Genomic DNA, 26,103 nt, shown 5'->3' with positions numbered 1-26,103 from the left:
CGATACGGTTCCTGCTTACCTTGTACCCTTTGTCACGGGTAAGCCAAACGTGCATGCGCTTGGCGCCCTTCTCGGGGTGGTACAGGTAATGCTCGTCCATAAGCCGCATCAGTTCCAGGTTCAGTTCCGTTTCCCCTCTCGGTCTGTAATAAAGTCCTGATCGGTGGATTCCTAGACTACGGCACTGTGCCGATATGCTCAGTTTGGAATGGCCCTTGCGTACCATTTTTCTTCTTTCGGCCAAAGGCCTTAGCGCAAGGCGTCCTTTAAAAAATCGTTCTCGACCTTTAACTCCCCGATGGTCTTGAGCAATTGATCGTTCTTTTTCTCGGCCTCACTACGTTTATCGGTCTTCCCTTTTTCGAAAACCTGTTCGGCTCCCGAAAGAAAATCCCGCTTCCAACTACTGATCTGGGTGGGATGTATCCCGTGTTTCTGGGCCAGTTCGGCAAGGCTATGCCGCTCTTTCAAGGCTTCCAATACTACCTTGGTCTTGAATTTCGATGTGAATTTTCTTCGTGTCATATTCAGTAAATTTAATAATTAAACTTACTGTCCTAAAATTTGGGGTATCTACACACAATTTGACAGAAAGTTTCCGATAACTATCGATTGCAGTAGAAACGTTGGAGAAATTCTAAAATACTTAGGAGAAGACCAAAAACCACAAATAAAATATAGTTTTTATATGTAAAAAACTATTGCCAATAATGGTTCCTATGAAAATATCTAGCCCAGCTCCCTATAGTTAATTAATTAGCACTATCTCATAAAGTGCATAAATAAAAAATAGCGGGGCTAGCTCTCGCAATTTTTTCAACTTTAAATACTAACGTCATATAGAAAATGGAGGAATTGTTCAACGACGATTTTAATAAGAAGCCCCCCTCCCCTAGCCCTAGGCCATCATGCTTAATCGTCCTATCTTTGTACCGTGGAAAATTCAAAACAGATCATCTTGTTCGACGGGGTCTGCAACCTCTGTAACGGGGCCGTGCAGTTTGTTATCAAGCGCGACACCAAGGATAGCTTTCGCTATGCGGCCTTGCAAAGCGAGGTGGGCCAGCGGCTGTGCTCCGAGCGGGGCATCGATACCTCCCAGGTCGATTCCATCATCCTTATCGAACCGGGCGTGGCCTACTACGTCAAGTCCGACGCCGCCCTCGAAATCGGCAAGCAATTGAAGGGCTACAAGACCCTATCCTCCATTTTACAGTGGATTCCCCGGGCTTTGCGCGATATCGTATACGATTTTGTGGCCCGCAACCGTTATAAATGGTACGGCAAAAAGGAGGCCTGTATGGTGCCTACGCCCGAACTGAAGTCCAAATTCCTCGATTAGATTCCTTCTTAATTGAAAGGGTTTCGCCAAGATCCTTATTTCACCTCGTTATAGTGGTCGTCCCAATTCTTTACCTTGGGCTTGCCCAGTTTCCCGACCGACTTGGCCACCATCATGGCCACACAGGCGTCGCCGGTAACGTTTACCACGGTGCGCAGCATGTCCAAGGGCCGGTCTACGGCAAAGATCAGGGCGAGTCCGATCGCCAATTTATCTTCCGGAAAACCGATGGCCTCGAGCACGATTACCAACATGACCATGCCCGCTCCCGGTACGGCGGCCGAACCTATCGATGCGAGCAGGGCGGTCAGTACAATGGTCAACTGGGCGGTAAAGGGCAGGTCAAAGCTTAAGGCCTGGGCGATGAAGACGGCGGCCACTCCTTGATAAAGGCTGGTCCCGTCCATATTGATCGTGGCCCCCACGGGAAGCACAAAGCTCGACACCTCCTTATCTACTCCAATATGCTCCTCTACCCTTTCCATGGTTACCGGCAAGGTAGCGGCACTCGAACTGGTGGAAAAGGCCAAGAGCTGGGCCGGACTTATTTTCTGTAAGAAGGTCCACGGATTGTACCGGGTAAAGGTGCCCACGACGATGCTGTAAAAGACGATCATCAGCAGCAGTCCCAAAACCACGACCCCGGCATACTTCAAGAGGGCGAACAAGAGGTCGGAATCGCCCGAGGATACCACCACATTGGCCAACAGGGCAAAAACGGCCACGGGGGCGGTAAGCATGATCAGGTCGACCATCTTCAGCACCACGTCGTTCATCGAATCGAAGAAGTTCTTAAGGGGCTGGGCCCTTTCCTCGCCGATCAGCAGCATGGAGATGCCCATAAATATGGTAAAGAAAATGACCTGAAGCATCAAGCTGTTGTTGCCGAGGGCCTTAAAGGCATTATCGGGCACCATGTCCTCCAAAAACTGTAGGGGTCCGCTATCCTTTTGTTTCGAGGCCTCCTCGAGCTTGGAGGTAACCCCGCTGTCGTTCGAATAGGCTTCGGTAAGCTGGGTGATCGTATCTTCCGATATGCCCTCCCCGGGCTTGAGGATATTCACCAGCACAAGGCCTATGGTAATGGCAATGACCGTGGTACCGATGTAGATCGCTATGGTACGGAGCCCTATGTTGCGGAATTTGGATATGTCCTTTAGATCGGAAATCCCTTTGATCAGCGAGGCGAGGATCAAGGGAATGGCGATGAGTTTCAACAGTTTTACAAAGATACTCCCGAAGGGTTTGATCCAATCTTGTACAAAATCCGGGCCCCATTCAAAAATCGTCATTAAAAAGCCGAAGAGAATGCCCAAGACCATTCCGATCAGGATCTTCCAGTGTAATTCCAGTTTTCGCATGTAAATTATCGTTTAGGAAAGTAATATACTGTTTTTGCCTCGAAAGTCGAAAAACATCATACCGCTATGTCCCGGAAATGTCAATTTCCCAAAAACACCCTATATTTTTCGCCTTATCGTACGATCCAACAAAGTGTAATCGGCCAAGACCAAGGCGGTCATGGCCTCGACTATGGGCACCGCCCTTGGCACCACACAGGGATCGTGGCGGCCCTTGCCCTTGGTCTGCACCTTGTTGCCCTCCCTGTCTATGGTCTCGTAGGCTTGGATGATGGTCGCCACCGGCTTAAAGGCCACGTTGAAGTAAATGTCCATTCCGTTGCTGATGCCGCCCTGAATGCCCCCGCTGTTATTGGTCTTGGTGCTTCCGTCGGTATTGAAGGCGTCGTTGTGCTCGCTGCCCTTCATGGCCACACCTTCAAAACCGCTACCGTATTCAAAGCCCTTAACGGCATTGATCGACAGCATGGCCTTGCCCAGTTCGGCATGGAGCTTGTCGAACACGGGTTCGCCCAGCCCCACGGGTACGTTTTGTACCACACAGGTAACCACCCCGCCCACGGTATCGCCTTCCTTGCGGATATCCTTGATGTAGGCTTCCATTTGGGCGGCCATTTCGGGATCCGGGCAACGGACGGGATTCGATTCGATCTGTGAAAAATCGAGCTCTTGGTAGGCTTTGTCCAATTTCAGGGTCCCTACCTGCGAAACAAAGGCATTGATCTTCACCCCGGAAAGGAACTGCTTGGCTATGGCCCCGGCCACTACCCTACTGGCCGTTTCGCGGGCCGAGCTACGGCCGCCGCCGCGGTAATCGCGAAAGCCGTATTTTTTGTCGTAGACGTAATCGGCGTGCGAAGGCCGGTACGAATCCTTGATATGGGAATAGTCGTGCGACTTTTGATTGGTATTGCGAATGGCAAAGCCGATGGGCGTACCCGTGGTCTTCCCTTCAAAGATCCCCGAAAAAAACTCAACCGTATCGGGTTCCTTTCTTTGGGTGACGATGGCAGATTGGCCGGGCTTTCTTCGATCGAGCTCGTGTTGAACGGCATCGAGGTCCAAGCTTATTCCCGAAGGACATCCGTCCAAAACGCCCCCGATGGCCGCCCCGTGCGATTCGCCAAAGGTGGTCAGTTTAAAAATGTTTCCAAAAGTATTGCCTGCCATAAAAGTGGGTTAAATCGGTTGTATAAATCAGGTGCAAACATAAAGAAAGACCGCTTTTGGTCGCATCGGCCTTTGGATCGAATCGTATTTCACCTATTTTTGTTTCGCCCAAAGTTAAATCTTAATTAACAGTCTTGCAAAGTTATCGTCGAAGGGCCGGTGCATAATACATAATACTTTTTTCATATATCCTTTACGTTCAGTTTAAACGGGTTTCGTTCTTTCATACAAATTTCCAAGCCTTGAAAAAGCGAAAATTAGAAGTATCCGTCATTTCCGACGTGCACCTGGGCACCCTCGAAAGCCATGCCGACGAGCTTATCACCTACCTGAACAGCATACAGCCCAAAAAATTAATACTGAACGGCGATATTCTCGAGGTGGGCCAATTGCACAAAAAGTACTTTCCCCCGGCCCACATGAAGGTCATTCGAAAAATTTTGGCCATGGCCTCCAAGGGCACCCTGGTCTACTATGTTACCGGCAACCACGACGATGTCTTGCGAAAACTGAGCGGTACCTCCATGGGCAACCTGTTCGTCGTCGACAAGCTGGTACTCGAATTGGACGGCAAAAAGGCGTGGTTCTTTCACGGCGACGTCTTCGATACCTCGCTGCAAAACACGAAGTGGTTGGCCAGGCTCGGTGGATCCGGATATCAACTTTTACTTAAGATAAACAAAACTACCGATTTTGTTTTGAGAAAGTTAAACATCAACAGGTATTCGATATCCGAAAAGGTAAAACTGAACGGAAAGGCGTCGAAGTACGTAAAGAACTTTGAAAAGGCGGGCGTAGACATGGCCATTGACAAGGGGTACGATTACGTGATCTGCGGCCACCTGCATTTGCCCAAAAAGGAAATGCACGTCACCAAAAAGGGAAGCTGCACCTACCTCAATTCGGGCGACTGGGTCGAACACCTCACCGCCTTGGAATACTCCCTAAAGCGATGGAAGATCTACCGCTACGACCACGATAAGCTCTCCCCCTTCTTTATGGACCAGGAACTCAAGGAGATGGACATGCAGGAGCTCGTCGAGACCATAGCCGCACAAAAGGAGGCCAAGGCCAAAAAGGGGCACAAAAGGAACAAGTTCCGAAAATAGCCCCTAATCCACGAGGGCCTTCCTTAAGATCGTTACCGGATGCAGGGCCTTTCTCTTGGTGCCGTCGTAAATCTGGTGCCTACAGCTCGTACCATTGGCCGAAATGATCGTGTCTTCGCTGCTTTTCCGCACCGCGGGAAACAATTTGAGCTCGCCCACCTTCATACTGGTCTCGTAATGTTCCTTTTCATAACCGAAAGACCCCGCCATACCGCAGCACCCCGAACTGATGATCGTCACCGAATAGTTCTCGGGAAGGTTGAGCACATCAAAGGTCACCTTTTGGTTGCTCAAGGCCTTTTGGTGGCAGTGGCTGTGGATCTTTACCGTTTTCGCCTCCTTGGTAAACGGCTCGGAGGTCAAGTCGCCATTCCGGATCTCCTGCGCCAAAAACTCCTCCAAAAGATAGGCGTTCGACGCTATGGCATCGGCAGTGGCCGGGTTGTCGCCAAAGCGCTTGTATTCGTCACGGAAGGTCAGTACGGCCGAAGGCTCGATACCGACCACCGGCAATCCGGCTTCGGCAAACTCCTTGAGCTTGCCCATGTTCTCCAAGGCCAATTTCCTGGCCTGCCTTAAAAAACCCTTTGAAAGGTAGGTACGGCCGCTCTCGGCGTAGAACAATTGCACGTCGTAGCCCAAGCGGGTGAGCAGCTCTATGGCGTCCTTTCCCAGTTCCACATCGAGATACCGACTGAACTCGTCAATATAAAGGACTATCCTTTTCTTTGTTGCTTTGTGCTGTTTTTTAAATAGTTGCAGGTGTTTATCGAAATTAAAGCTATACACCTTGGGCAGGCTTCTTTCCGGGGCCACGTCGACCGTTTTTTTCAGCATCCCGCCCAATAGGCCGGAATCGTATATGGCATTGGTCAAACCGGCCACCTTGCTTCCCAAACGGTTCAATTGGGTGTTGTAGGCAAACAGTTTACTGCGCAGCGAATAGCCGTTGGCCTCTTGGTATTGGTACAGGAATTCGGCCTTTAGGGTAGCCACGTCCACATTGCTGGGGCATTCGCTGGCACAGGCCTTACAGCTCAGGCAAAGGTCGAAGACCTCTTTCAGTTCCTTTTGGTCGAACCGGTTCTTTTTGTCGGAGACCGTCAAATACTCGCGCAGGGCATTGGCCCTGCCCCTAGTGGTATGTTTTTCGTCCCTGGTCGCGTGATAACTGGGGCACATGGCCCCGGCGGCCTGCTCCGTCTTTCGGCAATCGCCGCCCCCATTGCACTTTTCGGCGGCCCTTAAGATGCCCTGGCTGTCGGAAAAGTCGAGCAGGGTCTCGATTTCGGGTTCCTTTCGGTCAATTTCGTACCTCAGGGACTCGTCCATGGGGTAGGCGTCTACGATCTTACCAGGGTTGAAAATACCCTTGGGATCGAAATACGACTTCACCCTTCTTAGCAGTTCGTAATTCTCCTGGCCCACCATTAGGGGGATGAACTCGGCCCGGACGATGCCGTCCCCGTGCTCCCCGCTAAAGGAGCCCCTGTACTTCTTCGTCAGTTTGGCCACATCGGTGGTAATGTTTCGGAACATGACCACATCGTCGCCCTTTTTCAGGTTCAGGATCGGGCGCAGGTGCAATTCGCCGGCACCGGCATGGGCGTAATACACGGCGGACTGCTTATAATTTTCCATGATTTGCGAGAACTCGCCGATAAAGGCCTTTAGGTCGCCCACCGCCACGGCGGTATCCTCGATACAGGCAACGGCCTTACGGTCGCCCACCATATTGCCCAAAAGTCCCAACCCGGCCTTTCTAAGGGTTATGGCCTTGTTCACATCGGCACCCCTCAACACGGGGCTCGCATAACTGAGTCCCGATGCCGCCACCGTCTTTTGCAGCTCGTCTACCTGCTGCATCAGCTGGGCTTCGGTATGGGCCTTCACTTCGAGCATCAACAAGGCCGCGGGATCGCCCTCCACAAAAAAGCGGTTCTTCAGCTGCTCCCTGTTGTTCTTGGTACAGTCCAAGATCACCTTGTCCATCATCTCGCAGAGGTGCAGGTCGTGCTCCATTACGGGAGCCACGTCGCTCAGGCAGTCTTCCAAGGTCTTGTAATGCGTGACCACCATGGCCGATAACTTTGGGGGGAGCTCTTCGAGCGAAAGGGTAATCTCGGTAGTGAAGGCCAAGGTACCCTCGCTACCGCTCAGCAGTTTGCATATATTGATCTTTTCGGCGGTATCGCCAAAAACATTGGTGTTCAAAAGCTCGTCTATGGCATAGCCCGTATTTCTTCTGTGGATCTCGGGCTTGGGAAACTCCGAGAGAATGCGTTCCTGCACGTCTTTGGGCGATAGCTCTTCGTAGAGCTTTCTGTATATGGAGCCTTCCAAGGTGTCCAACTTCTTCTTTTCGTCGAACTCCGAGGCCGTCAAGGCCTTGAACTCCGCTTCGTTGCCATCGGCCAAAACGGTTTTCAGCGATACGATCTTTTCGCGGGTAATACCGTATTGGATGGAGGTCGTACCCGAGGAGTTGTTGCCCACCATTCCCCCGATCATACAACGGTTGGCGGTTGACGTGTTCGGCCCGAAAAAGAGGCCGTACGGCTCTAGAAACTGGTTCAGCTCGTCCCGGATCACGCCGGGCTGTACGGTAACCTGCTTCTTCTTTTGGTCGAAGTCGACGATTCGCGTAAAATGCCTCGACACATCGACCACGATCCCATCGCCGACGACCTGGCCCGCCAAGGAGGTGCCTGCCGTACGCGGTATAAGGCCGATACCGTGGGTATCGGCAAAGGCGATAAGTTTCTTGATATCGTCTACGGTCTTCGGATAGGCGACCGCACTGGGTATTTTCCGGTAGACCGAGGCATCGGTGGCATATAGGGTTTTGGTCAAACTGTCCGACAACAATTGCCCCTCCAACGAATTTCCCAGGTCTTGGTATAAATTTTTATCCAATTGAAAACAATTTTGAGCGCTAAATTAAGTTTTTATGCTTGAAAGCGATAGTAGAAAACTCTTTTTAAAACAAAAATGGACATGATGATGAAAAATTTAAAATTACTTTTTTACATAGCGGTTTTTGGGGGCTTGACCAGTTCGTACGCCCAAGAAATTGCAGATCACGCACTTGGACTCCGATTGGGCGACAGTGATGGCTTCGGGGCCGAGATATCGTACCAAAAATCGATAGGCCGGTACACCCGGGCGGAGTTCGACCTCGGATGGCGGGACAGCAGGGAATTCGACGCCTTTAAGCTGGCCGGGCTCTACCAATGGGTACACCATATCGACAAAGGCCTTCAATGGTACTATGGGGCCGGTGGCGGATTGGGCAATGTCGACTTCGAACCCCGTTTGGACAACAACAACCAAGTCTACCACCCCAACGGCGGACTCTTCGTTTTTGCCGCCGGTGACGTGGGCATCGAATACAATTTCGACATCCCGCTTTTGGTTTCCCTCGACTTTAGGCCCGAACTGGGCTTGATCGGCTATAGCGATTTCGACAACGGTTTCGATTTCGATATCGCCCTCGGGATACGGTACCAATTTTAGCATACCCGACAATTTTTTATCAAAAGCCTTTGACATGTCATGATCAAGGGCTTTTTTAATTTATATGATATGACTACTTTTACGGGATTATAATATATCATATGAAAAGAATAGTAGTATCCCTATGCGTTTTGATCGGTTTAAGCGCTTGCAACCAAAAACCCGAAGGCTTCACTTTCACAGGTAACTTGACCGGTGAAGTGGAAAACGGCACCCCCGTTTATTTAAGGACGGTCGGCGAGAACGGCCAACCCGTCGATGTCGATACCACCACCGTTGAAAACGGCACCTTTGTCTTTACGGGCCAGGCCGACTCCCCCGAAATGCACTATGTTTTTGTCGATAAATTAATGGGGTACACCGCCGTGATTATCGAAAACGGCGAAATCGAACTTTCGGCCCAAAAGGACAGCTTGGGCTTCGCGGAGGTCAAGGGGACCATGCAAAACGAGGTTTTTGCCGACTACGTCGAAAAATCGAAGGAACTGAACCAACGCGCGCAATCGATCCAGCAAGACATGCAACAGGCCAATATGACACGCGATACGGCTACCGCCATTTCCCTGCGTGACGAAATGATGGAATTGCAGGAGACCTACCAGAGCTTTGAGCTCGACTATATCAAAAGCCATCCCGAAGCCCTGATCTCGGCCTTGCTTATCGATAGGGCCTTGAGTACGCGGTCGGTTACCGCCGCGGAAGCCCAGGAATTGTACGACGCCCTGTCCCCTGAAATCAAGAACACCACGGCGGCCAAGACGATCTTGGGAAAACTGGAGACCCAAAAGCAATTGGAAGCCAACGAAAAGAACACCTCGATCGGTGCGAAGGCACCCAATTTTTCGGCTCCGGACCCCAATGGAAAGGAGTTGGCCCTCAACGACGTATTGGGCAAGGTAACGCTTGTGGACTTTTGGGCGGCCTGGTGCAAGCCCTGTAGGGCCGAAAACCCCAATGTCGTGGCGGTCTACAAGAAATACCACGAAAAAGGGCTTAATGTTATCGGGGTTTCGCTCGACAGGACCAAGGAAGCCTGGATCAAGGCAATCGAAGACGACGGCCTGCCCTGGAACCACGTTTCGAACGTGGCCTACTTCAACGACCCCATCGCCAAACTTTACAACGTCAACGCCATCCCCGCGGCCTTCCTATTGGACGAAAACGGGATAATCGTGGCCAAAAACCTGAGGGGACCGGCCTTGGAAGCAAAAGTGGCCGAGCTTTTGAACTAAAAAACAACACGGAAACAAAAATCCCCGGGTGCCAAGGCTCCGGGGATTTTTTGTTGGTATAAGGTCGTCGGGCTAGAATTTGCCCTGCACGTCCTCAAATTGGCCCGTGATCGTCACATTGCCCAGCTTCTTTACGCTTCCGAAGACATTCACCTTCGAATCGCTGCCCAAAAATTCAAGGGTGGCCCCTTCGTTCAAGACCAGGTCGCCATAAATGGTAAGGCTGCCCTCTACCCGAAAGGTGGCGTCTTTGTTAACCGTGATATTTTTGCGTTTGTTGTTTCTGCCGATAACGAAGGTTCCCTTCATTTCGAAAAGACCATTGCTGTTGACATAGGCATTGTTATGGGCCGTCCACGAACCACAGAGCAAGAGGGAACCGTTTACCGAGATCCGGTTGAAACTTTTGGCTCCCCGATAGGCCTTTTCCTCCCCGTCGTTTACGTCGAGGTTGGCACTGCCGAAGTAATACGGTAGGTCTTCGCAACGCGCCTCCAAGCTGTCATCGGGACGGTTGAGCTTAACGATCTGCAGGCCGGCGGTGCCCGAGGCGGCAAATACATAGTCCCCCTTTGACTCCACGTAGTTGATCGAGCCGTTCAGGTCAATAATCCCCACCAGGTCGGTATTGTTTTCCCGGGCCTCCGACAGGCAGAGTCCCGCCCCTCCGTTGGCCATAAGCAGAATAGTCTCGTTCGTGGCCACCGCATTGGTCACGATGTTGCTTTGGTCGACGCCCTCGGGGTTGATAAGGATCGGCACGTATTCCAACAGCGAACCGGAGGAACGACTGTAGATCCCCGCTCCTTTCGACCCTTCGGAAACCACGATCCTGTCTTGCGAAATATCGAGTGTACGCTTGCTGAAATCGCCGAAATCCGATTCGATGGCAATTTTTTGGGTAACGTTAAGGCCTTGGTCCAGCAAGACAACGCCCGTAGCGGCATCAAGCACCGCCACCGTTTCGTCGGAGGTGGCGACCGACCTTAAATCGGAAAAGGAAACATCGTCCTGTAGGCTTAGGTCCGACTTATTGTAGGCGGCCAACAGGCCGTCCTTGCCACTGGTTACGTAAACGGTATTGGAGGCGATTTCGATATCGGTGGCATTAAAGCCTTCCTGAAAGCCATAGATTAGGTCCGAACTGGTATCCATACGGCCGCCGGACACGGGTATTTTGACCACAAAGGAATTTGAGGTGGCGCGAACCGATTTCTCGGAATCAACGCCCCCGACGGCATATACATAGCCATCGCTATATTCCACCGAATTGATATCGGCGTTCGAATAATACAACCTAGAGGTTACCTGCGGACGGTTCGGGTCGCTGACATCGACAATATCGATGCCCCCGGCATAGCCGTCCTCGACCGTATTATAGGCCACGTAGGCATAATCGCCATCGATATGTACGTGTGATGCCGTTAGGTTTTCGGCCCCGCTGTACGAGGGCGGGTCGACACTGGCAACCAAGGTAAGCGGGTAATCACCGGCCATTTCTTCGGACTCCTTGGCCGTCTTACCGGTCAGGGAGGCTTCGTTGGTGATCTCAAGGACACCGGCGTCGTCGAACAGAATACTGTTTTCGAGAACCGTTTCGCTCCTTTCAATGGAAACGTCTTCCGAAGGATCGCTGTACACGGTTGTCTCGTCGCTACATGCGGCGGCAACCGCGAGTACCGCCAAGGCGGTCAAGGATACTCTTTTCATCGTAAATAGGTTTAGTACAATTAGATTTGGGTTCTAATCTAACGGCAAAATTAGGCGAAGTGTATAATCAAGGGGTGTTTTTTCGACCAAGCCCCCCTTAAAGCGGGTCGAATGGCAATTATCTGACGCCCATTGGAATAAAGCGGTGAAAATTACGGTAGGCCTTAAATCTTGCCCAGTTTTTCCATGGCGAAAAGCACGACGATGGGCAAGGCCAGCAAACCTACCATCAAGGGCTCCTCTACCAAGAGTTCCGGCAAAAAAAACAGGGTGGTCACATAACCTCCCACGGCCCCGCCGAAATGGGCGGTATGGCCAATGTTGCCGATACGGCTCTTCATCCCGTAAATGGAATACAACAGGTAGCCGATCCCAAAGACATAGGCCGGCAAGGGTATGGGAATGAACATGATGCCCAATTGCATATTGGGCTGCAAGAGTATGGCCGCATACAAGACCCCCGTTACCGCACCACTGGCACCTACGGCACTGTAATAAGGCTCGTTTTTATGAAAGAACATGGCCAAAAGGCTTCCCGCCAGCAGGCTGATGAAGTAGACCACCAAAAACTTGCCCGACCCCACCCAGGCGATCAACACCGGGGCAAAAAAATACAGGGTGAACATGTTGAAGAACAGATGGGCCCAGTCTACGTGGAGAAAACCCGAGGTGAGCATCCGCTCCTTCTGCCCCGACCTAATGGCCGAAATATTGAATTTATAGCGCTCAAAGAACGACGAATCGTTAAACCCCTTAAGGGAAACCAGAATATTTGCAGCAATTACCACAATTGTGGTAAAATCCATATTGTACATAGCGGCCAAGTTAATTTCGTGCCAAATATAGCTATATTTGCGCACTAAATATTAAGCATGCAACGGCTCGTTTTCGTATTGGTCTTTCCCTTGCTCTGGCTGATCTCCAGACTCCCCCATAAGCTCTTTTACGGTTTCTCCGATGTCGTATATTTTATCGTATACCGCATTGTGGGATATCGAAAGAAGGTGGTCCGTACCAATTTGCGCCTGGCCTTTCCCGATAAACCGGAAAAGGAGTTGAAGGACATCGAAAAGAAGTTTTACCGGCATCTCTGCGATACCTTTTTGGAAATGGTAAAAACCATGAAGCTTTCGAAGGAAGAGGTCGAAAAGCGCTATGCGGTACAGAACATCGAGGTATTGCAGGAGGTGGAACAAAGGAAGATGGTACTCTTGGTCTGTTCGCACTACGCCAATTGGGAGTGGAACGTGAGCATCAACAATTACGTGACCTCCAAGGGCTATGCCGTATACCAAAAGATCAGCAACAAATACTTCGACCGCTGGGTAAAGAAGGTACGCGCCCGATGGAACACGGTACTGCTCACCCAAAAACAGGCGGTCGCAACGGTAGTGAAAAACTATAGGAACGGCGACCTGGGGGTTTTCGGCATGGTAAGCGACCAATCGCCCCAAAAACACAGGGCCCGCTATTGGACGGAATTTATGGGCACCACGGTGCCCGTGATAAACGGGGCGGAAACCATGGCCCGAAAAATGGACCTGGCCGTGCTTTTCCTTAAGGTTTCAAAAGTAAGGCGGGGCTACTACAAGGCCGAGTTTATCCCGATCACCACGTCGGGTTCCGATACAGCGGAAAACGAGATCACGGACAAGTTCCTGCGTTTGGCCGAGCAACAAATCCACGAAAAACCGGAATATTACCTATGGACCCACCGACGGTGGAAACACAGGAACAGCGTTCCGGAAAAATTCAAAAATCCACCAAAATAAGATTCCATTAAAAATAGATTGGTATTTTTATAAATTTCCAAACAAACCTAACACCAATATCGTATTCATGGAAATTTTAGACACCATCTATCAAGAAATTATCGGTTTTCTAGGCATATCACAGGCTTGGGAAATCTTAAAAACAGGTAATTACAGTGCTTTGCGCACCTATGAGGGGTTTACCTCCCTGATCCTACCCATCATCCCCCTTTTGGTCATTTTGGAATTGATCCTGGGCCTCATTTACAAAAAGCCGCAGACCAAGGTCTATAAGGTGAATTTTCTTATTTACATCTTCAACCGCTTTGTCGGTCGCTTCATTGCCATTGCCATGGTAACCTTATGTATCGGTTGGTTTCAGCCCTATGCCCTTTTTCAGACCGAGGCTACCTGGTACTGGTTCATCTATGCCTATATCGTCTGGGAGTTCGGTCATTTCCTGTACCACTATTGGGGGCACAAGGTGCGTTTGTTCTGGTGCCTGCACTCTACCCACCACGCACCTGAAGATATGAACCTATCGGTAACCTATGCCCATTTTTTTCTGGAGGCCCCTTATGCCGATACGATCAGGACGACGGTCTGCATTTTGGCCGGCGTGGAACCGACCATGCTCTTTGTGATCATGTTTATCGACGGCACCTACGGTGCCTTTATCCATGTGGGTGAAAATATTATGAGGAACGGGCGCTTCGGTTTTCTGGAAAAGTGGGTGCTTACGCCCTCGCACCACCGGGTACACCACGCCAAGAACCCCCTTTATATGGATACCAATTTTTGTAACCTGTTGAACATTTGGGACCGGGTCTTCGGCACCTATCAAGAAGAGCAGGACGACGAAAAAATCGAATACGGCATTACCCGCGAAATCGATTCGGGCAATTTTATCGACGTCTACTTTGGTGAGATCATCGCCTTGGCCAAGGATGTCTGGCACGCCCCGGGCATCAAGAACAAACTACTTTACCTCGTTATGCCCCCGGGCTGGCACCATACGGGAGACCATAAGACGGCCAAAGTGGTACGGGCCCATTATTTCAATTCGCAAAAAGCACGGGTCAGGGCCTAAACACCAAGGTAGCCATGACGATGCAATGGTCGCTGGCATAATTTTCGCAGAGCACCTTATATTCAAGTACTTTCCAATGCCCGGGCCGGTCGTAAAGGATGTAGTCGATCTTTTTATGGGGGCCCGAAGAAGGATAGGTGTATTCCCCGGCCCCATCGACATCGGGAGATTTAAATACCTCGGAGATGATCGCCATGGTGCCACTGTTGGGTTCGGCATTCAGATCGCCCAAGAGCAAGGTAGGGTATTCCGATGCGCCGAATTCCCTTACCAAGGCCTTGGCCTGCATGATCCGGTCGGCTTCGTCGGCCTGATGGTCTAAATGGGTAGCGATAAACCGGAAGGTATTTCCCTTTTGGGTCCTTACCTTGACAACGGCCGCCGCCCGGGGTTCGGAATCCGGTAGATGCGGTAGGGCCACGTTCCGGGTTTCGACAAAGCTGTACCTCGAAAGTACGGCCTCGCCGTATTCGCCCCCGTCGTAGTACATGGCACGGGCAAACAAGGGCGCCATACCGGTTCGATATGCCAATTCGGTCGGAAGGTCGTACTTTTTGGCCCTACGGGTCTTGACGTCCACTTCTTGGAGGGCGACCAAATCCGGGTCATACGATTTTATTACGGCCGCGATGGTATCGAGGTTAAAATCGTTCCTTACCGTGGCCCCGTGAAGTATGTTAAAGCTCATTACCCTCAGGGTATCGCTTTGCGCCCGGCCTACCAGGGCCAGCAAGAACAGGGGAACGATAAAGAACCTTCGCATTGGTTTCACCATCTGGTCTAGAGTCCCGCTACCTCTTTTATTTCGCCGATTATACGATCGGCCAAACCATCAGCCTCTTGTTGGCTTTTCGCCTCGGTGTAGATCCTGATAATGGGTTCGGTATTGGACTTGCGCAGGTGTACCCAGTTTTCGGGAAAGTCTATCTTAACCCCGTCTATGGTCGACAGTTCCTCGTCCTTATATTTTTCGGCCATGGCCTTGAGAATGGCGTCGACATCCAATCCCGGGGTCAACTGAATTTTCTTCTTGCTCATAAAATACGAGGGATAGCTGGCCCTCAGATCGGCAACCGTACCTCCTTTTTCGGCCATAAGCATCAAGAACAGGGCCGTTCCGACCAAAGAGTCGCGCCCATAATGGCTTTCGGGGTAGATGATGCCGCCATTGCCCTCCCCACCGATAATGGCCTTATTGGCCTTCATCTTCGTCACGACGTTTACCTCGCCCACGGCCGAGGCCTCGTAGGTACCCCCGTGTTTTTCGGTAATGTCCCTCAGGGCACGGGACGAGGACAGGTTGGAGACCGTGTTCCCTTTGGTCTTGCCCAAAACGTAGTCGGCACAGGCCACCAGGGTATATTCTTCCCCGAACATCTCCCCTTTGTTATCGATAAAGGCCAAGCGATCGACGTCGGGGTCTACCACGATGCCAAAGTCCGCCTTTTCCTCGACCACGAGCTTGCAGATATCGCCCAAGTGTTCCTTCAGGGGCTCGGGATTATGTGGAAAATGGCCGGTTGGGTCGCAGTAGAGCTTTACCACTTCCACCCCCAGCTCTTGCAACAACTTGGGAATGGCAATGCCTCCGGTAGAGTTTACACCGTCTACGACCACCTTGAACTTGGCCTTGCGGATGGTATCGGCGTCGACCAAGGAAAGGTCGAGTACTTCGTCGATATGGATATCGATATAGGAATCGTTTCGGGTAATGCTTCCCAAATCATCCACCTCGGAGAAGGCAAAGTCTTCCTTTTCGGCAATTTCCAAGATCTTGGCCCCTTGTTCCGCATTCAAAAACTCCCCTTTTTCGTTGAGCAACTTTAAGGCGTTCCATTGCTTGGGATTATGGCTTGCCGTCAGTATGATGCCCCCGTCGGCCTTCTCGAGCGGAACGGCTATTTCGACCGTAGGCGTAGTGGACAGGTCAAGGTCGATAACGTCAATGCCCAGGCCCACCAAGGTAGACACCACCAAATTCTGTATCATTTCACCGGACAATCGCGCATCGCGGCCGATGACCACTTTCAACTTCCCTTTTTTGGAATAGTCCTTTAGCCATATCCCGTAAGCCGCCGCAAACTTCACGGCGTCAATAGGCGTTAAATTGTCACCTGGGTTACCTCCAATGGTCCCTCTAATTCCAGAAATAGATTTGATAAGTGTCATAGTAATGAAAAAGTTTTCGCAAATATACAGGTATGGTATAAAATCTAAGTAAGCAATTTGTAAATTCGAGGCAATGAATTTTTTGGCCCACATTTATCTTTCGTTCGAAGACGACGAAATAACGCTTGGCAATTTTATCGCCGACAGTATTCGAGGTAACAGGTTCGACCACCTGCCCCCACGCGTACAACAGGGTATTTACCTGCATCGCGAAATCGATACGTTTACCGACACCCACCCCATTCCCAAAAAAAGCAGTAAGCGGCTCCACGTCAACTACAGCCACTACAGCAGGGTAATCGTCGATATTTTCTACGATCATTTCCTGGCCAAGAACTGGCGCCGGTACAGCGATACCCCCTTGGAGGTCTACGTCGACGGTTTTTACGACCTTCTCGAAGACCATTACGCCATCCTTCCCGATGGTGTAAAGCGGATGATGCCCTATATGATCGCCGACAACTGGATCTATAACTATTCCAAAATGAAGGGCATCGGCAAGGTACTCAACGGCATGAACCGCAGAACAAAGAACAGGTCCAAGATGAATTTTGCCATCCTCGACTTGGAGGAACACTACGATGAGTTTGAAAGGGAATTTACCGAATTCTTCGAGGAACTCAGGGTGTTCGCCAAACAGAAATACATTTCCTTGAAACATAACAGCCCATAAAAAAACAAAGTATGAAAAGACCGATTACCTCCCCACTGATCCCCTTGTTCGCAACACTTCTTCTATTTGTCAACTGCAAGACGCGACCCGCGGCCCCGACGGGCCTGGTCACCGAAAAGGCCATGGTCGTATCGGCCCGTGAAGAAGCTTCGAAGATCGGGGTAGAGATCATGAAAAAGGGCGGTAATGCCTTTGATGCCATGGTAGCCACTGAGATGGCCCTGGTGGTGGCCTATCCCTTTGCGGGCAATTTGGGGGGCGGCGGTTTTATGGTCTATAGAAAGGCCGATGGCGATGTCGGTGCCTTGGACTATCGCGAAAAGGCCCCCTTGGCGGCCCATCGGGACATGTATCTGGACTCCCTGGGCAACGTTATCCCCGAAATGAGCACCAAGGGTGCCACTGCAGTGGGGGTTCCGGGAACGGTAGCCGGGATCATAGAGGTGCACAAAAAATTCGGATCGCTTCCCCTGGAAGAGATCTTCGCCCCGGTCATCGCCCTGGCCGAAAACGGGATCGTGGTTACCGAAAACCAGGCCAGGAGGTTCAAGGGCGTTCGCGACAAGATACTGGAAGTAAACGGGGACAGCACCACCTTTCCGATCGACAGCAAGGTGAACGATGTGGTGAAATACCCGGCCTTGGCCCGAACCATGGGGCAAATTGCACAAAAGGGACGTGACGGTTTTTACAAGGGGGAAGTCGCCAAAAAGTTGGCCGATTTTATCCAGGCGAAGGGAGGCTTTATCACCGAAGAGGACCTGGCGCGGTACGAGGCCAAATGGCGGCAGCCCATCATTTTCAATTACAAGGACCTGCGGATCATATCGATGAGTCCGCCCAGTAGCGGAGGGGTAACCATGAACCAGATCTTCAAGATGATCGAGCCCTACGATATCGGCAGCTTTGGGCACAACTCCGAAAAAGCGATCCAATTGTTTACCGAGGCCGCCCGTAGGGCCTATGCCGACCGCAACTACTACCTGGGCGATCCCGATTTTACCGACATCCCCTTGGATATACTGCTGGGCCAGGAATATATAACACAGCGTATGGCCGACTTTTCATTCGAGGCGGCCACCCGATCGAGCGATGTTAGGGAGGGAAGCATTGCGATGGCCGAAAGCATGGAAACCACCCACTACTCCATCGTCGATGCCGAAGGCAATGCCGTTTCGGTGACCACCACCCTGAACGGGGCCTACGGATCCAAACTCTATTGCGACGAACTGGGCTTCTTCTTGAACAACGAGATGGACGACTTTAGCGCCAAGGCCGGAGTGCCGAATATGTTCGGACTCATCGGTGCCGAGGCCAATAGTATCGCACCCGAAAAACGGATGCTCAGCAGCATGACCCCCACCATCGTCGAAAAAGGCGGCCAACTGTGGATGGTGGTCGGCACCCCGGGCGGCTCAACCATCATCACGGCCGTGGCGCAAACCATCTTGAACGGCTACGAATTTAACATGAGCATGCAAGAAGCCGTAAACGCCCCGCGTTTTCACCACCAATGGCTACCCGATGTCGTTATTTTCGAACCCGAGGGCTTTTCGCAGGAACTCAAGAACAACCTAAAGGCCAAGGGCTATAACATCAACGAGGAGCGTACCCCCATCATAGGCAAGGTCGATGCCATTAGGGTAATGGCCGACGGCCGATTGGAAGGGGGCGCCGATAAGCGGGGCGATGACACCGCCGTGGGATTCTAAAAGTTTACTTAATTTTATACTTCTGATAAACAGAACCATACAAAGCCAAATTACAGTGTTGGTTTACTTAAAAATTCAAAGGCCATGACCATAGAAGTTTTACATAAGTTCGAACTTGACGAAAAGACACAAAGGCGAATAAGCGAATTGTACAAACAACTCAATTCCATTATAGTACAGCGCCCACTTCATCAAATACTTCAAGAAGACAACCACGTGCTCTTCGTGGTTTGCAAGGAAGGCGACGACATTTTGGGCATTGCCCTTATGGCCATGTACAAGGTCATATCCGGCTATCGCGGCATGGTCGAGGACGTGGTGGTAGATGAGGCCCACCGGGGCAAGGGCATCGGCAGAAAACTAATGGAAAAATTGCTCGAGGAGGCCAGGCATAGGGGCTTGGACGAGGTAATGCTCTTCAGTGGCCATCACCGAAAGCCGGCCATCGGTCTTTACAAAAGCCTTGGGTTTCAATTGCGCCCCAGCGGCCTGTACAACCTAAAGCTCTCCGAATAGGGAGGCATTACACCTTTTTGACATGGCGCAATTGCCCCTTGAGCTCTTCCATGGATTCCTGTAATTGCTTGAGCAGGCCTTTTTCGGTATTGGCGTCCTCCCCGAAGGTGATACGACTGCTCACCTGCCATAACTCCTGTATCTGGAAGGGCTTGATCTCGTAAGGTGGATAGGCCTCGTTCAAGGAAACGAGGGTGATATTGTTCGAATTCGGCCGCTTCTCGATCTTCTTTACCAAGACGGCATCCTGCAAGACCACGACGTACATTTTATTGGGGCTCACATGGTCGATGTGCTCAACGGCCTTGGCCAACACCCATTCCCCAGGCTTTAGGTTGGGCAGCATACTGTCGCCCTCTACCTGGAACCCCCTATAGGTGGCGTTCCGAAATTCGGGAATGGGCAGGTCAAAGGCCGGAAGCTGCCGGTACCAACTGGTATCTTGAATGTTCTGCGGATAACCGGCCGCCGCCTTCGCGTTGACCAGCACCATATTCTCGTGCCCATCCGAGTCTACCGTAACCACTTTCGGAATGACACTGGTATTCGAGGTTTCCAAATACTTGTTATCGCTTTCGCCGAACAACCATAAGGGGTTGACCTTAAACTGTTTCAACAGTTCGGCCACGACCCTGCCCGAAAGCTTGGTCCTCCCCCGCTCGATATCGGCCGTGGTGTTCGATACGCCTATAAGCTTGGCAAATTCGGCCTGGGTGAAACCCAATTCCCTTCGCAACTCCACAAAACGCTTTAAAGTGAGCTCATTTTCCATTTTTCAAAAGTTTTTTGGATGCCCAAAGGCCGGGACACCCTCCGAATAAGCTCAAATATAGGTAATTTGGACATATTCCAATACTTTTTTTGGATTATTTCCATAATTAGGAATAATTCCATATTTTTGGAATAATTACAAAAAAGGGATATGTCATTTGAACGAATAAGGGAAAAATTGAACATTTTGGCCGACGCCGCCAAATACGACGTGAGCTGCGCCAGCAGTGGCAGTACGCGAAGCAACAAAAACAAGGGCTTGGGCAACAGCACCGGTATGGGCATTTGCCATAGCTATACGGAGGACGGGCGCTGCGTATCGCTCTTAAAAATATTGATGACCAACCATTGCATCTTCGATTGTGCCTATTGTGTCACCAGAAAAAGCAATGATATCCCGCGGGCGGCCTTCAAGATCCAGGAGGTTGTCGACCTCACCCTTAATTTTTACCGGAGGAATTATATTGAAGGCCTTTTTCTGAGTTCGGGCATTTTCAAAAGTGCCGATTATACCATGGAACGCCTGATCGCCGTCGCCAAAAAACTAAGGGAGGAAGGGAATTTCAACGGATATATCCATTTGAAGTCCATTCCCGGGGCCAGCGACGAGCTTATGCGCCAAGCGGGGCTGTACGCCGACCGGCTTTCGGTCAATATCGAGGTACCGACCGTCTCGGGGCTAAAGCTCCTGGCACCCGACAAAAAACACGAAGACTTCACCAAGCCCATGCTAAAGGTCAAGAACGAAATCATCCAATACCGAGCGGAGCGAAAGATCATCAAGAGCACCCCCAAATACGCACCTGCCGGGCAAAGTACGCAGATGATCATCGGTGCGACCGGGGAATCGGACAAGGACATTATGTACTCCGCCGTCCATTACTACACCCATTACAACATGAAACGGGTGTACTATTCCGGCTACGTACCCGTGGCGGATGATAGCCGATTGCCCGCCCTCGGCTCACAAGTGCCCATGCTTCGCGAAAACCGACTTTATCAGACCGATTGGCTCTTGCGGTTCTATGGTTTTCAGGTAACCGAAATCCTAAACAGCGAACATCCCAACCTCGATATCGACGTAGATCCCAAATTGGGCTGGGCCCTGAGGAACCTTCACCATTTTCCGGTGGACATCAACAAGGCCGACAAGGTCCTCTTGGCACGGGTACCCGGCATTGGCATGCGGTCGGTCGACAAACTGATCCAGGCCCGGAGGTTCAGAAAATTGAACTGGGAGCATTTAAAGCGGATCGGGCTAGCCCTTAACCGCGCCAAGTATTTTATTACCTGCGATTCGAGCCACTGGGAGCACCGCGACCTCGAGGCGGACAAGATCAAGGGTATGATCCTGCAAAACTCCTCGGGAAAATTTAGGAAGGAGTACGGTAAGCAATTACAATTGTTTTGACAATCAACCGATTTATCTAAAAGGACACCGCTATGAACAATTCTAGAATCTTGATCTATGATGGGAGTTTCAATGGTTTTCTAACCGCCATTTTTGTCGCCTTTGAGGAAAAGGTACAGGTGGTCGGCATTCAAAAAAGCTCCGTTTGCCAAAGTGGCCTCTTTTCCGAAACCCAAACGGTACTTACCCAAGTGGATAAGGCCAAACGGGTTTGGGAGGGTATAAAAAAAAGAAGCCGTTCGGCCATAAAGAACATCTATTTCGCCTATTTGAGCGAGCAAGAGGGCATCGAACTGCTGCTCTATAGGTATGTCCTCAAGTTGTTTTCCAAGGATGGGGACGTGGTTCGCAACTATGCCGATGGCACAGTGCTCAAGATAAGCCAACTGGCCAGGTCGGTAGGTCGTGAAAAACATCGCATGGAGGCCTTCGTCCGCTTTCAACTGACCAAGGACGGCATCTATTTCGCCCATATAGAACCCGATTTCGACGTCCTCCCCTTGATAAGCAAGCATTTTAGGTCGAGGTATGCCGACCAATACTGGCTGATCTACGATGTACGGCGCAGGTATGGCCTTTATTACAACCTGGAAAAGACCGAAATCGTTACGCTCGACCTGAAACAGGCCTGTACCAACAGCATCCATAGGAATCCGGCCCTACAGGACGAGGAACATGCCTATCAAGACCTATGGAACAACTACTTCAAAAGCACCAACATAAAATCGCGGATCAACCTTAAGTTGCACACCCAACACGTCCCCAAACGGTACTGGAAGTACTTAAGCGAGAAAAAACCGGCGGTCCAAGCTTAGAACGGTATAATCCCGAAGGAGCCGTCCCGATTTTACCTAACAAATAAAGCAGCCCCACTTCTCCTTTAGTCATCAAAAACGTACCTTTGCAACTTTGCCATTGAAAATGATAGACTACGAGGAAAATATTGAGGTACAGGGCGCCCGCGTCCACAACCTAAAAAACATCGATGTGACCATCCCCCGCGAAAAGTTGGTCGTGATCACGGGACTTTCCGGAAGTGGAAAATCATCCTTGGCCTTTGATACCATCTATGCCGAAGGACAACGGCGGTACATTGAGACCTTTTCGGCCTATGCCCGGCAATTTTTGGGCGGACTCGAACGGCCCGATGTAGACAAGATAGACGGTCTTTCGCCCGTAATAGCCATCGAGCAAAAGACGACGTCAAAATCCCCCAGGTCCACCGTCGGCACCATCACCGAGATCTACGACTTTCTCAGGTTGCTTTTTGCCCGGGCGGGCGATGCCTATAGCTATAATACCGGCGAAAAAATGGTGAGCTATAGCGATGAACAGATCAAGGAACTCATCAGGGAAGATTACAAGGGCAAGAAAATCAATATTTTGGCCCCGGCCATAAAATCGAGAAAGGGCCATTACCGCGAGCTTTTCGAGCAAATAGCCAAGCAGGGCTTCGTAAAGGTAAGGGTCGACGGGGAAATAAGGGACATTGTCAAGGGCATGAAGGTCGACCGCTACAAGACCCACGATATCGAGATCGTTATCGATCGCTTAAAGGTAGGCGACTCCGAGGAGCTGGACAAGCGCTTGGCCGAGACCATAAATACGGCCATGTACAGTGGCGACAATGTACTTATGGTACTCGAAGAAGGCCAAAGCGAGGCGCGCTATTTCAGTCGCGACCTCATGTGCCCGACCACCGGAATATCGTATCCCGTACCGGAACCCAATACCTTTTCCTTCAACTCGCCCAAGGGCATGTGCCCCCACTGCAACGGGCTGGGCCATGTTTTCGAGGTCAACGAGAAAAAGATCTTTCCCAATAATAAGCTGTCCATCAAATCGGGAGGCATCGCCCCATTGGGCGACTATAAAAATTCGTGGGCCTTTAAACAAATCGAGACCATAGGGCAGCGCTACGGTTTCGAACTTACCGATCCCATTGAAAAGATTCCGGCAGAAGCCCTAAAGGTACTTCTTTACGGGGGCAACGAAAGCTTTGAAGTAGATTCTAAGACCTTGGGCGTAAAACGCACGTACAAAATCGATTACGAAGGCATTTCGAACTTTATAAAAAGCCAGTACGAAGAGGCGGGCACCACTTCACTGAAAAGGTGGGCCAAGGATTTTATGGACAAGATTACCTGCCCCCAATGTGAGGGTTCGCGCCTGCGCAAGGAATCATTGAACTTTAAAATCGACCATAGGAACATTGCGGAACTGGCCCAGCTCGACATTGCCGAACTCGCCGCCTTTTTTGACGGCCTCGAAAAGAAACTCGAGGGCAACCAGCTTAAGATTGCCGAAGAGATCATCAAGGAAATACGCAGCCGTATCCGTTTTTTGTTGGACGTCGGCCTCGATTACCTATCCCTGAACCGAAGCTCGAAATCGCTCTCGGGGGGCGAGGCACAGCGCATCCGCCTGGCGACACAGATCGGCTCGCAATTGGTCGGGGTACTGTATATTCTCGACGAACCCAGCATTGGCCTTCACCAACGGGACAACAGCCGCTTGATCCAATCGCTCGAGGCGCTTCGCGATATCGGTAACTCGGTGATCGTGGTAGAGCACGACCGCGATATGATCGAACGCGCCGACCACGTGATCGATATCGGGCCCAAGGCCGGAAAACACGGGGGCGAGATCATTTCCGAGGGGAGTCCCGAAGACCTCAAAAAACACGATACCTTGACGGCGGGCTACATTACCGGAAAAAAGGAAATACCCGTTCCCAAGGAACGCAGAAAGGGAAACGGAAAGAAGATTGTCTTATCGGGCTGTACGGGAAACAACCTAAAGAACGTCACCATAGAACTGCCCTTGGGAAAAATGATCGGTGTTACCGGGGTTTCGGGCAGTGGAAAATCCACCTTGATCAACGAGACCCTCTACCCCATTATGAACGCCCATTACTTTAACGGTGTCAAAAAGCCCATGCCCTATAAGGATATCAAGGGACTGGAACACATCGACAAGGTAATCGACATCAACCAATCGCCCATCGGACGCACACCTCGGTCGAACCCCGCCACCTATACGGGGGTCTTCAGTGAAATACGCTCGCTTTTCGCCAAGACCCCAGAGGCGGCCATTAGGGGCTATAAGCCCGGCCGTTTCAGTTTCAACGTAAAGGGAGGGCGTTGCGAAACCTGTCAGGGCGGTGGCTTAAGGGTCATCGAAATGAACTTTTTGCCCGACGTCTATGTCGATTGCGAAACCTGCAACGGCAAAAGGTTCAACAGGGAAACCTTGGAAATACGGTACAAGGGCAAATCGATCGCCGACGTTTTGGAAATGACCATAAACGAAGCCGTCGAGTTTTTTGAAGCTATTCCAAAAATATACCGTAAATTAAAAACCATTCAGGATGTAGGCCTGGGCTATATTTCCCTGGGCCAGCAATCGACCACCCTGTCCGGTGGGGAAGCTCAACGAATAAAACTGGCCACTGAACTATCAAAACGCGATACGGGCAATACGTTCTATATCTTGGACGAACCGACGACGGGACTCCATTTTGAGGACATACGGGTGCTGATGGACGTTTTGAACCGTTTGGTGGACAAAGGAAATACGATACTGGTCATCGAACACAATATGGACGTCATCAAAATGGTCGACCATATTATCGATATCGGTTACGAAGGGGGGCGCGGAGGTGGCATGGTAGTTGCAAAGGGAACCCCGGAGGAAGTGGCCAAGGACAAAAAGAGTTATACTGCAAAATTCTTGAAAAAGGAGTTGAACTGAACGGCCTTTTCAAAGACAGTCGATCCATCTCGATAAATGTAAAATAAAGTTTATTTTCGGCTTCGCTGATGAATAAAAAAAACAAATATGCGTAAAGAACAACATCACAAAGGTTGGAACGAGATCAAGACCAACGATTCATGGGCTATTTTTAAGATTATGGGCGAATTTGTCAATGGTTTTGAAAAAATGGGAACCATTGGCCCGTGCGTATCGATTTTCGGATCGGCCCGTACCCGGGAAGGCGACACCTATTACGAACTGGCCGTCAGTATTGCCAAAAAAATCGCCGAGGCCGGCTATGGGGTGATCACGGGCGGGGGTCCGGGCATTATGGAAGCGGGAAACAAAGGTGCCAATTTGGCCGGCGGCACTTCGGTAGGGCTCAACATCGACCTGCCCTTTGAACAACACGATAATCCCTATATCGATTCGGACAAAAGCCTCGACTTCGATTATTTCTTTGTACGAAAGGTTATGTTCGTCAAATATTCGCAAGGTTTTGTGGTCATGCCGGGCGGCTTCGGAACACTGGACGAACTCTTTGAGGCCATTACCCTGATCCAAACCAACAAAATCGAAAAATTTCCGATTATATTGGTCGGTTCCCAATTTTGGAACGGACTCATCGACTGGATAAAAAACACCATGTTGGCCAACAAAAATATCAGTCCACACGACCTCGACCTGATCAAAGTGGTCGATACCGAGGACGAGGTAGTGGAAATAATTGACGGATTTTACAAAGGGCATACCTTGAGCCCCAATTTTTAACGAGCGTCCTTGAAAAGAAAGTTTCCCATAGCGCGCTTGTACG

The 26,103-nt window shown here is 50.7% G+C and carries 22 protein-coding genes and 1 pseudogene; 13 read left to right on the top strand and 10 right to left on the bottom strand.

Translation table 11 applies throughout. From position 1 onward, the window contains the following. Together BUB37_RS19260 and BUB37_RS19255 are read right to left on the bottom strand one after the other, a co-directional pair. A pseudogene (locus BUB37_RS19260) lies at positions 1–226 on the bottom strand (IS3 family transposase); the annotation flags it as partial. 23 nt (positions 227–249) lie between these two features. Further along, on the bottom strand, positions 250–525 hold the full coding sequence (locus BUB37_RS19255; RefSeq protein ID WP_072995465.1) for a transposase: 276 nt from the start codon (positions 523–525) through the stop codon (positions 250–252). Positions 526–934: 409 nt separating this feature from the next. Between BUB37_RS19255 and BUB37_RS19250 the strand changes: the two genes are divergently transcribed. Further along, positions 935–1,342, top strand: coding sequence for a thiol-disulfide oxidoreductase DCC family protein (locus BUB37_RS19250; protein ID WP_072995464.1), 408 nt, complete (start codon positions 935–937; stop codon positions 1,340–1,342). 35 nt (positions 1,343–1,377) lie between these two features. Here BUB37_RS19250 and BUB37_RS19245 read toward each other — a convergent pair whose 3' ends face one another. Together BUB37_RS19245 and aroC are read right to left on the bottom strand one after the other, a co-directional pair. Further along, positions 1,378–2,703, bottom strand: coding sequence for a dicarboxylate/amino acid:cation symporter (locus tag BUB37_RS19245; protein WP_072995463.1), 1,326 nt, complete (start codon positions 2,701–2,703; stop codon positions 1,378–1,380). Between the two features lie 99 nt (positions 2,704–2,802). Further along, entirely contained in the window at positions 2,803–3,873 is a 1,071-nt protein-coding gene (aroC, locus tag BUB37_RS19240) for a chorismate synthase (protein WP_072995462.1), read from the bottom strand. 242 nt (positions 3,874–4,115) lie between these two features. Between aroC and BUB37_RS19235 the strand changes: the two genes are divergently transcribed. Next, positions 4,116–4,982 carry a UDP-2,3-diacylglucosamine diphosphatase gene (locus tag BUB37_RS19235; protein ID WP_072995461.1) on the top strand — a complete coding sequence of 289 codons (867 nt, stop codon included), beginning with the start codon at positions 4,116–4,118 and terminating at the stop codon, positions 4,980–4,982. 3 nt (positions 4,983–4,985) lie between these two features. Here BUB37_RS19235 and BUB37_RS19230 read toward each other — a convergent pair whose 3' ends face one another. Beyond that, a complete protein-coding gene (locus tag BUB37_RS19230; protein WP_072995460.1) occupies positions 4,986–7,898 on the bottom strand; it encodes an FAD-binding and (Fe-S)-binding domain-containing protein in 2,913 nt (970 codons plus the stop codon). A gap of 87 nt (positions 7,899–7,985) precedes the next feature. On the opposite strand from BUB37_RS19230, the gene BUB37_RS19225 reads away from it, so the two are divergent. Then, complete coding sequence (locus tag BUB37_RS19225) at positions 7,986–8,498, top strand: hypothetical protein (protein ID WP_072995473.1); 513 nt, start codon at positions 7,986–7,988, stop codon at positions 8,496–8,498. A gap of 101 nt (positions 8,499–8,599) precedes the next feature. Next, positions 8,600–9,730, top strand: coding sequence for a TlpA disulfide reductase family protein (locus BUB37_RS19220; RefSeq protein WP_072995459.1), 1,131 nt, complete (start codon positions 8,600–8,602; stop codon positions 9,728–9,730). A 72-nt stretch (positions 9,731–9,802) separates the two neighbouring features. On the opposite strand, the gene BUB37_RS19215 is transcribed toward BUB37_RS19220, so the two are convergent. Both BUB37_RS19215 and BUB37_RS19210 read right to left on the bottom strand, forming a co-directional pair. Next, positions 9,803–11,440 carry an LVIVD repeat-containing protein gene (locus BUB37_RS19215; protein ID WP_072995458.1) on the bottom strand — a complete coding sequence of 546 codons (1,638 nt, stop codon included), beginning with the start codon at positions 11,438–11,440 and terminating at the stop codon, positions 9,803–9,805. Between the two features lie 164 nt (positions 11,441–11,604). Then, a complete protein-coding gene (locus BUB37_RS19210; RefSeq protein WP_072995457.1) occupies positions 11,605–12,255 on the bottom strand; it encodes a rhomboid family intramembrane serine protease in 651 nt (216 codons plus the stop codon). Between the two features lie 57 nt (positions 12,256–12,312). Here BUB37_RS19210 and BUB37_RS19205 point away from each other — a divergent pair, with 57 nt between their 5' ends. Further along, the gene (locus BUB37_RS19205; protein WP_072995456.1) at positions 12,313–13,212 is read left to right on the top strand and encodes a lysophospholipid acyltransferase family protein; all 900 of its coding nucleotides are present in this window, start codon (positions 12,313–12,315) and stop codon (positions 13,210–13,212) included. A gap of 67 nt (positions 13,213–13,279) precedes the next feature. Continuing rightward, positions 13,280–14,281, top strand: a complete 1,002-nt coding sequence (locus BUB37_RS19200) for a sterol desaturase family protein (RefSeq protein WP_072995455.1) — start codon at positions 13,280–13,282, stop codon at positions 14,279–14,281. On the opposite strand, the gene BUB37_RS19195 is transcribed toward BUB37_RS19200, so the two are convergent. Then, a complete protein-coding gene (locus tag BUB37_RS19195; protein ID WP_072995454.1) occupies positions 14,271–15,044 on the bottom strand; it encodes an endonuclease/exonuclease/phosphatase family protein in 774 nt (257 codons plus the stop codon). The two genes, BUB37_RS19200 and BUB37_RS19195, sit on opposite strands and share 11 nt — an antisense overlap. A 17-nt stretch (positions 15,045–15,061) precedes the next feature. Continuing rightward, a complete protein-coding gene (glmM, locus tag BUB37_RS19190; RefSeq protein WP_072995472.1) occupies positions 15,062–16,450 on the bottom strand; it encodes a phosphoglucosamine mutase in 1,389 nt (462 codons plus the stop codon). A 73-nt stretch (positions 16,451–16,523) separates the two neighbouring features. Here glmM and BUB37_RS19185 point away from each other — a divergent pair, with 73 nt between their 5' ends. The 3 genes from BUB37_RS19185 to BUB37_RS19175 all read left to right on the top strand — a co-directional run bounded on the left by BUB37_RS19185 (position 16,524) and on the right by BUB37_RS19175 (position 19,351). Continuing rightward, the gene (locus BUB37_RS19185; protein WP_072995453.1) at positions 16,524–17,123 is read left to right on the top strand and encodes an acyl carrier protein phosphodiesterase; all 600 of its coding nucleotides are present in this window, start codon (positions 16,524–16,526) and stop codon (positions 17,121–17,123) included. Positions 17,124–17,134: 11 nt separating this feature from the next. Next, on the top strand, positions 17,135–18,835 hold the full coding sequence (gene ggt / locus BUB37_RS19180) for a gamma-glutamyltransferase (protein WP_072995452.1): 1,701 nt from the start codon (positions 17,135–17,137) through the stop codon (positions 18,833–18,835). Positions 18,836–18,919: 84 nt separating this feature from the next. After that, complete coding sequence (locus BUB37_RS19175; protein ID WP_094766801.1) at positions 18,920–19,351, top strand: GNAT family N-acetyltransferase; 432 nt, start codon at positions 18,920–18,922, stop codon at positions 19,349–19,351. 7 nt (positions 19,352–19,358) lie between these two features. Here the strand turns inward: BUB37_RS19175 and BUB37_RS19170 are convergent, their stop codons facing one another. Next, a complete protein-coding gene (locus BUB37_RS19170; RefSeq protein WP_072995451.1) occupies positions 19,359–20,123 on the bottom strand; it encodes an XRE family transcriptional regulator in 765 nt (254 codons plus the stop codon). 150 nt (positions 20,124–20,273) lie between these two features. Between BUB37_RS19170 and BUB37_RS19165 the strand changes: the two genes are divergently transcribed. From BUB37_RS19165 to BUB37_RS19150, 4 genes are all read left to right on the top strand, one after another. Then, a complete protein-coding gene (locus BUB37_RS19165; protein ID WP_072995450.1) occupies positions 20,274–21,533 on the top strand; it encodes a putative DNA modification/repair radical SAM protein in 1,260 nt (419 codons plus the stop codon). A 32-nt stretch (positions 21,534–21,565) separates the two neighbouring features. Then, complete coding sequence (locus tag BUB37_RS19160; protein WP_072995449.1) at positions 21,566–22,348, top strand: TIGR03915 family putative DNA repair protein; 783 nt, start codon at positions 21,566–21,568, stop codon at positions 22,346–22,348. 106 nt (positions 22,349–22,454) lie between these two features. After that, positions 22,455–25,286: an excinuclease ABC subunit UvrA gene (uvrA, locus tag BUB37_RS19155; protein ID WP_072995448.1), complete on the top strand. Its 2,832-nt coding sequence runs from the start codon at positions 22,455–22,457 to the stop codon at positions 25,284–25,286. Between the two features lie 87 nt (positions 25,287–25,373). Then, positions 25,374–26,060, top strand: a complete 687-nt coding sequence (locus BUB37_RS19150) for an LOG family protein (RefSeq protein ID WP_072995447.1) — start codon at positions 25,374–25,376, stop codon at positions 26,058–26,060. Positions 26,061–26,103: the final 43 nt, after the last annotated feature.

Origin of the sequence: Pseudozobellia thermophila, assembly GCF_900141855.1 — a bacterium.
GTDB lineage: Bacteria > Bacteroidota > Bacteroidia > Flavobacteriales > Flavobacteriaceae > Pseudozobellia > Pseudozobellia thermophila.
The sequence above is the reverse complement of the archived record's forward strand: the minus strand, read 5'-3'. Positions and strand labels throughout refer to the sequence as shown.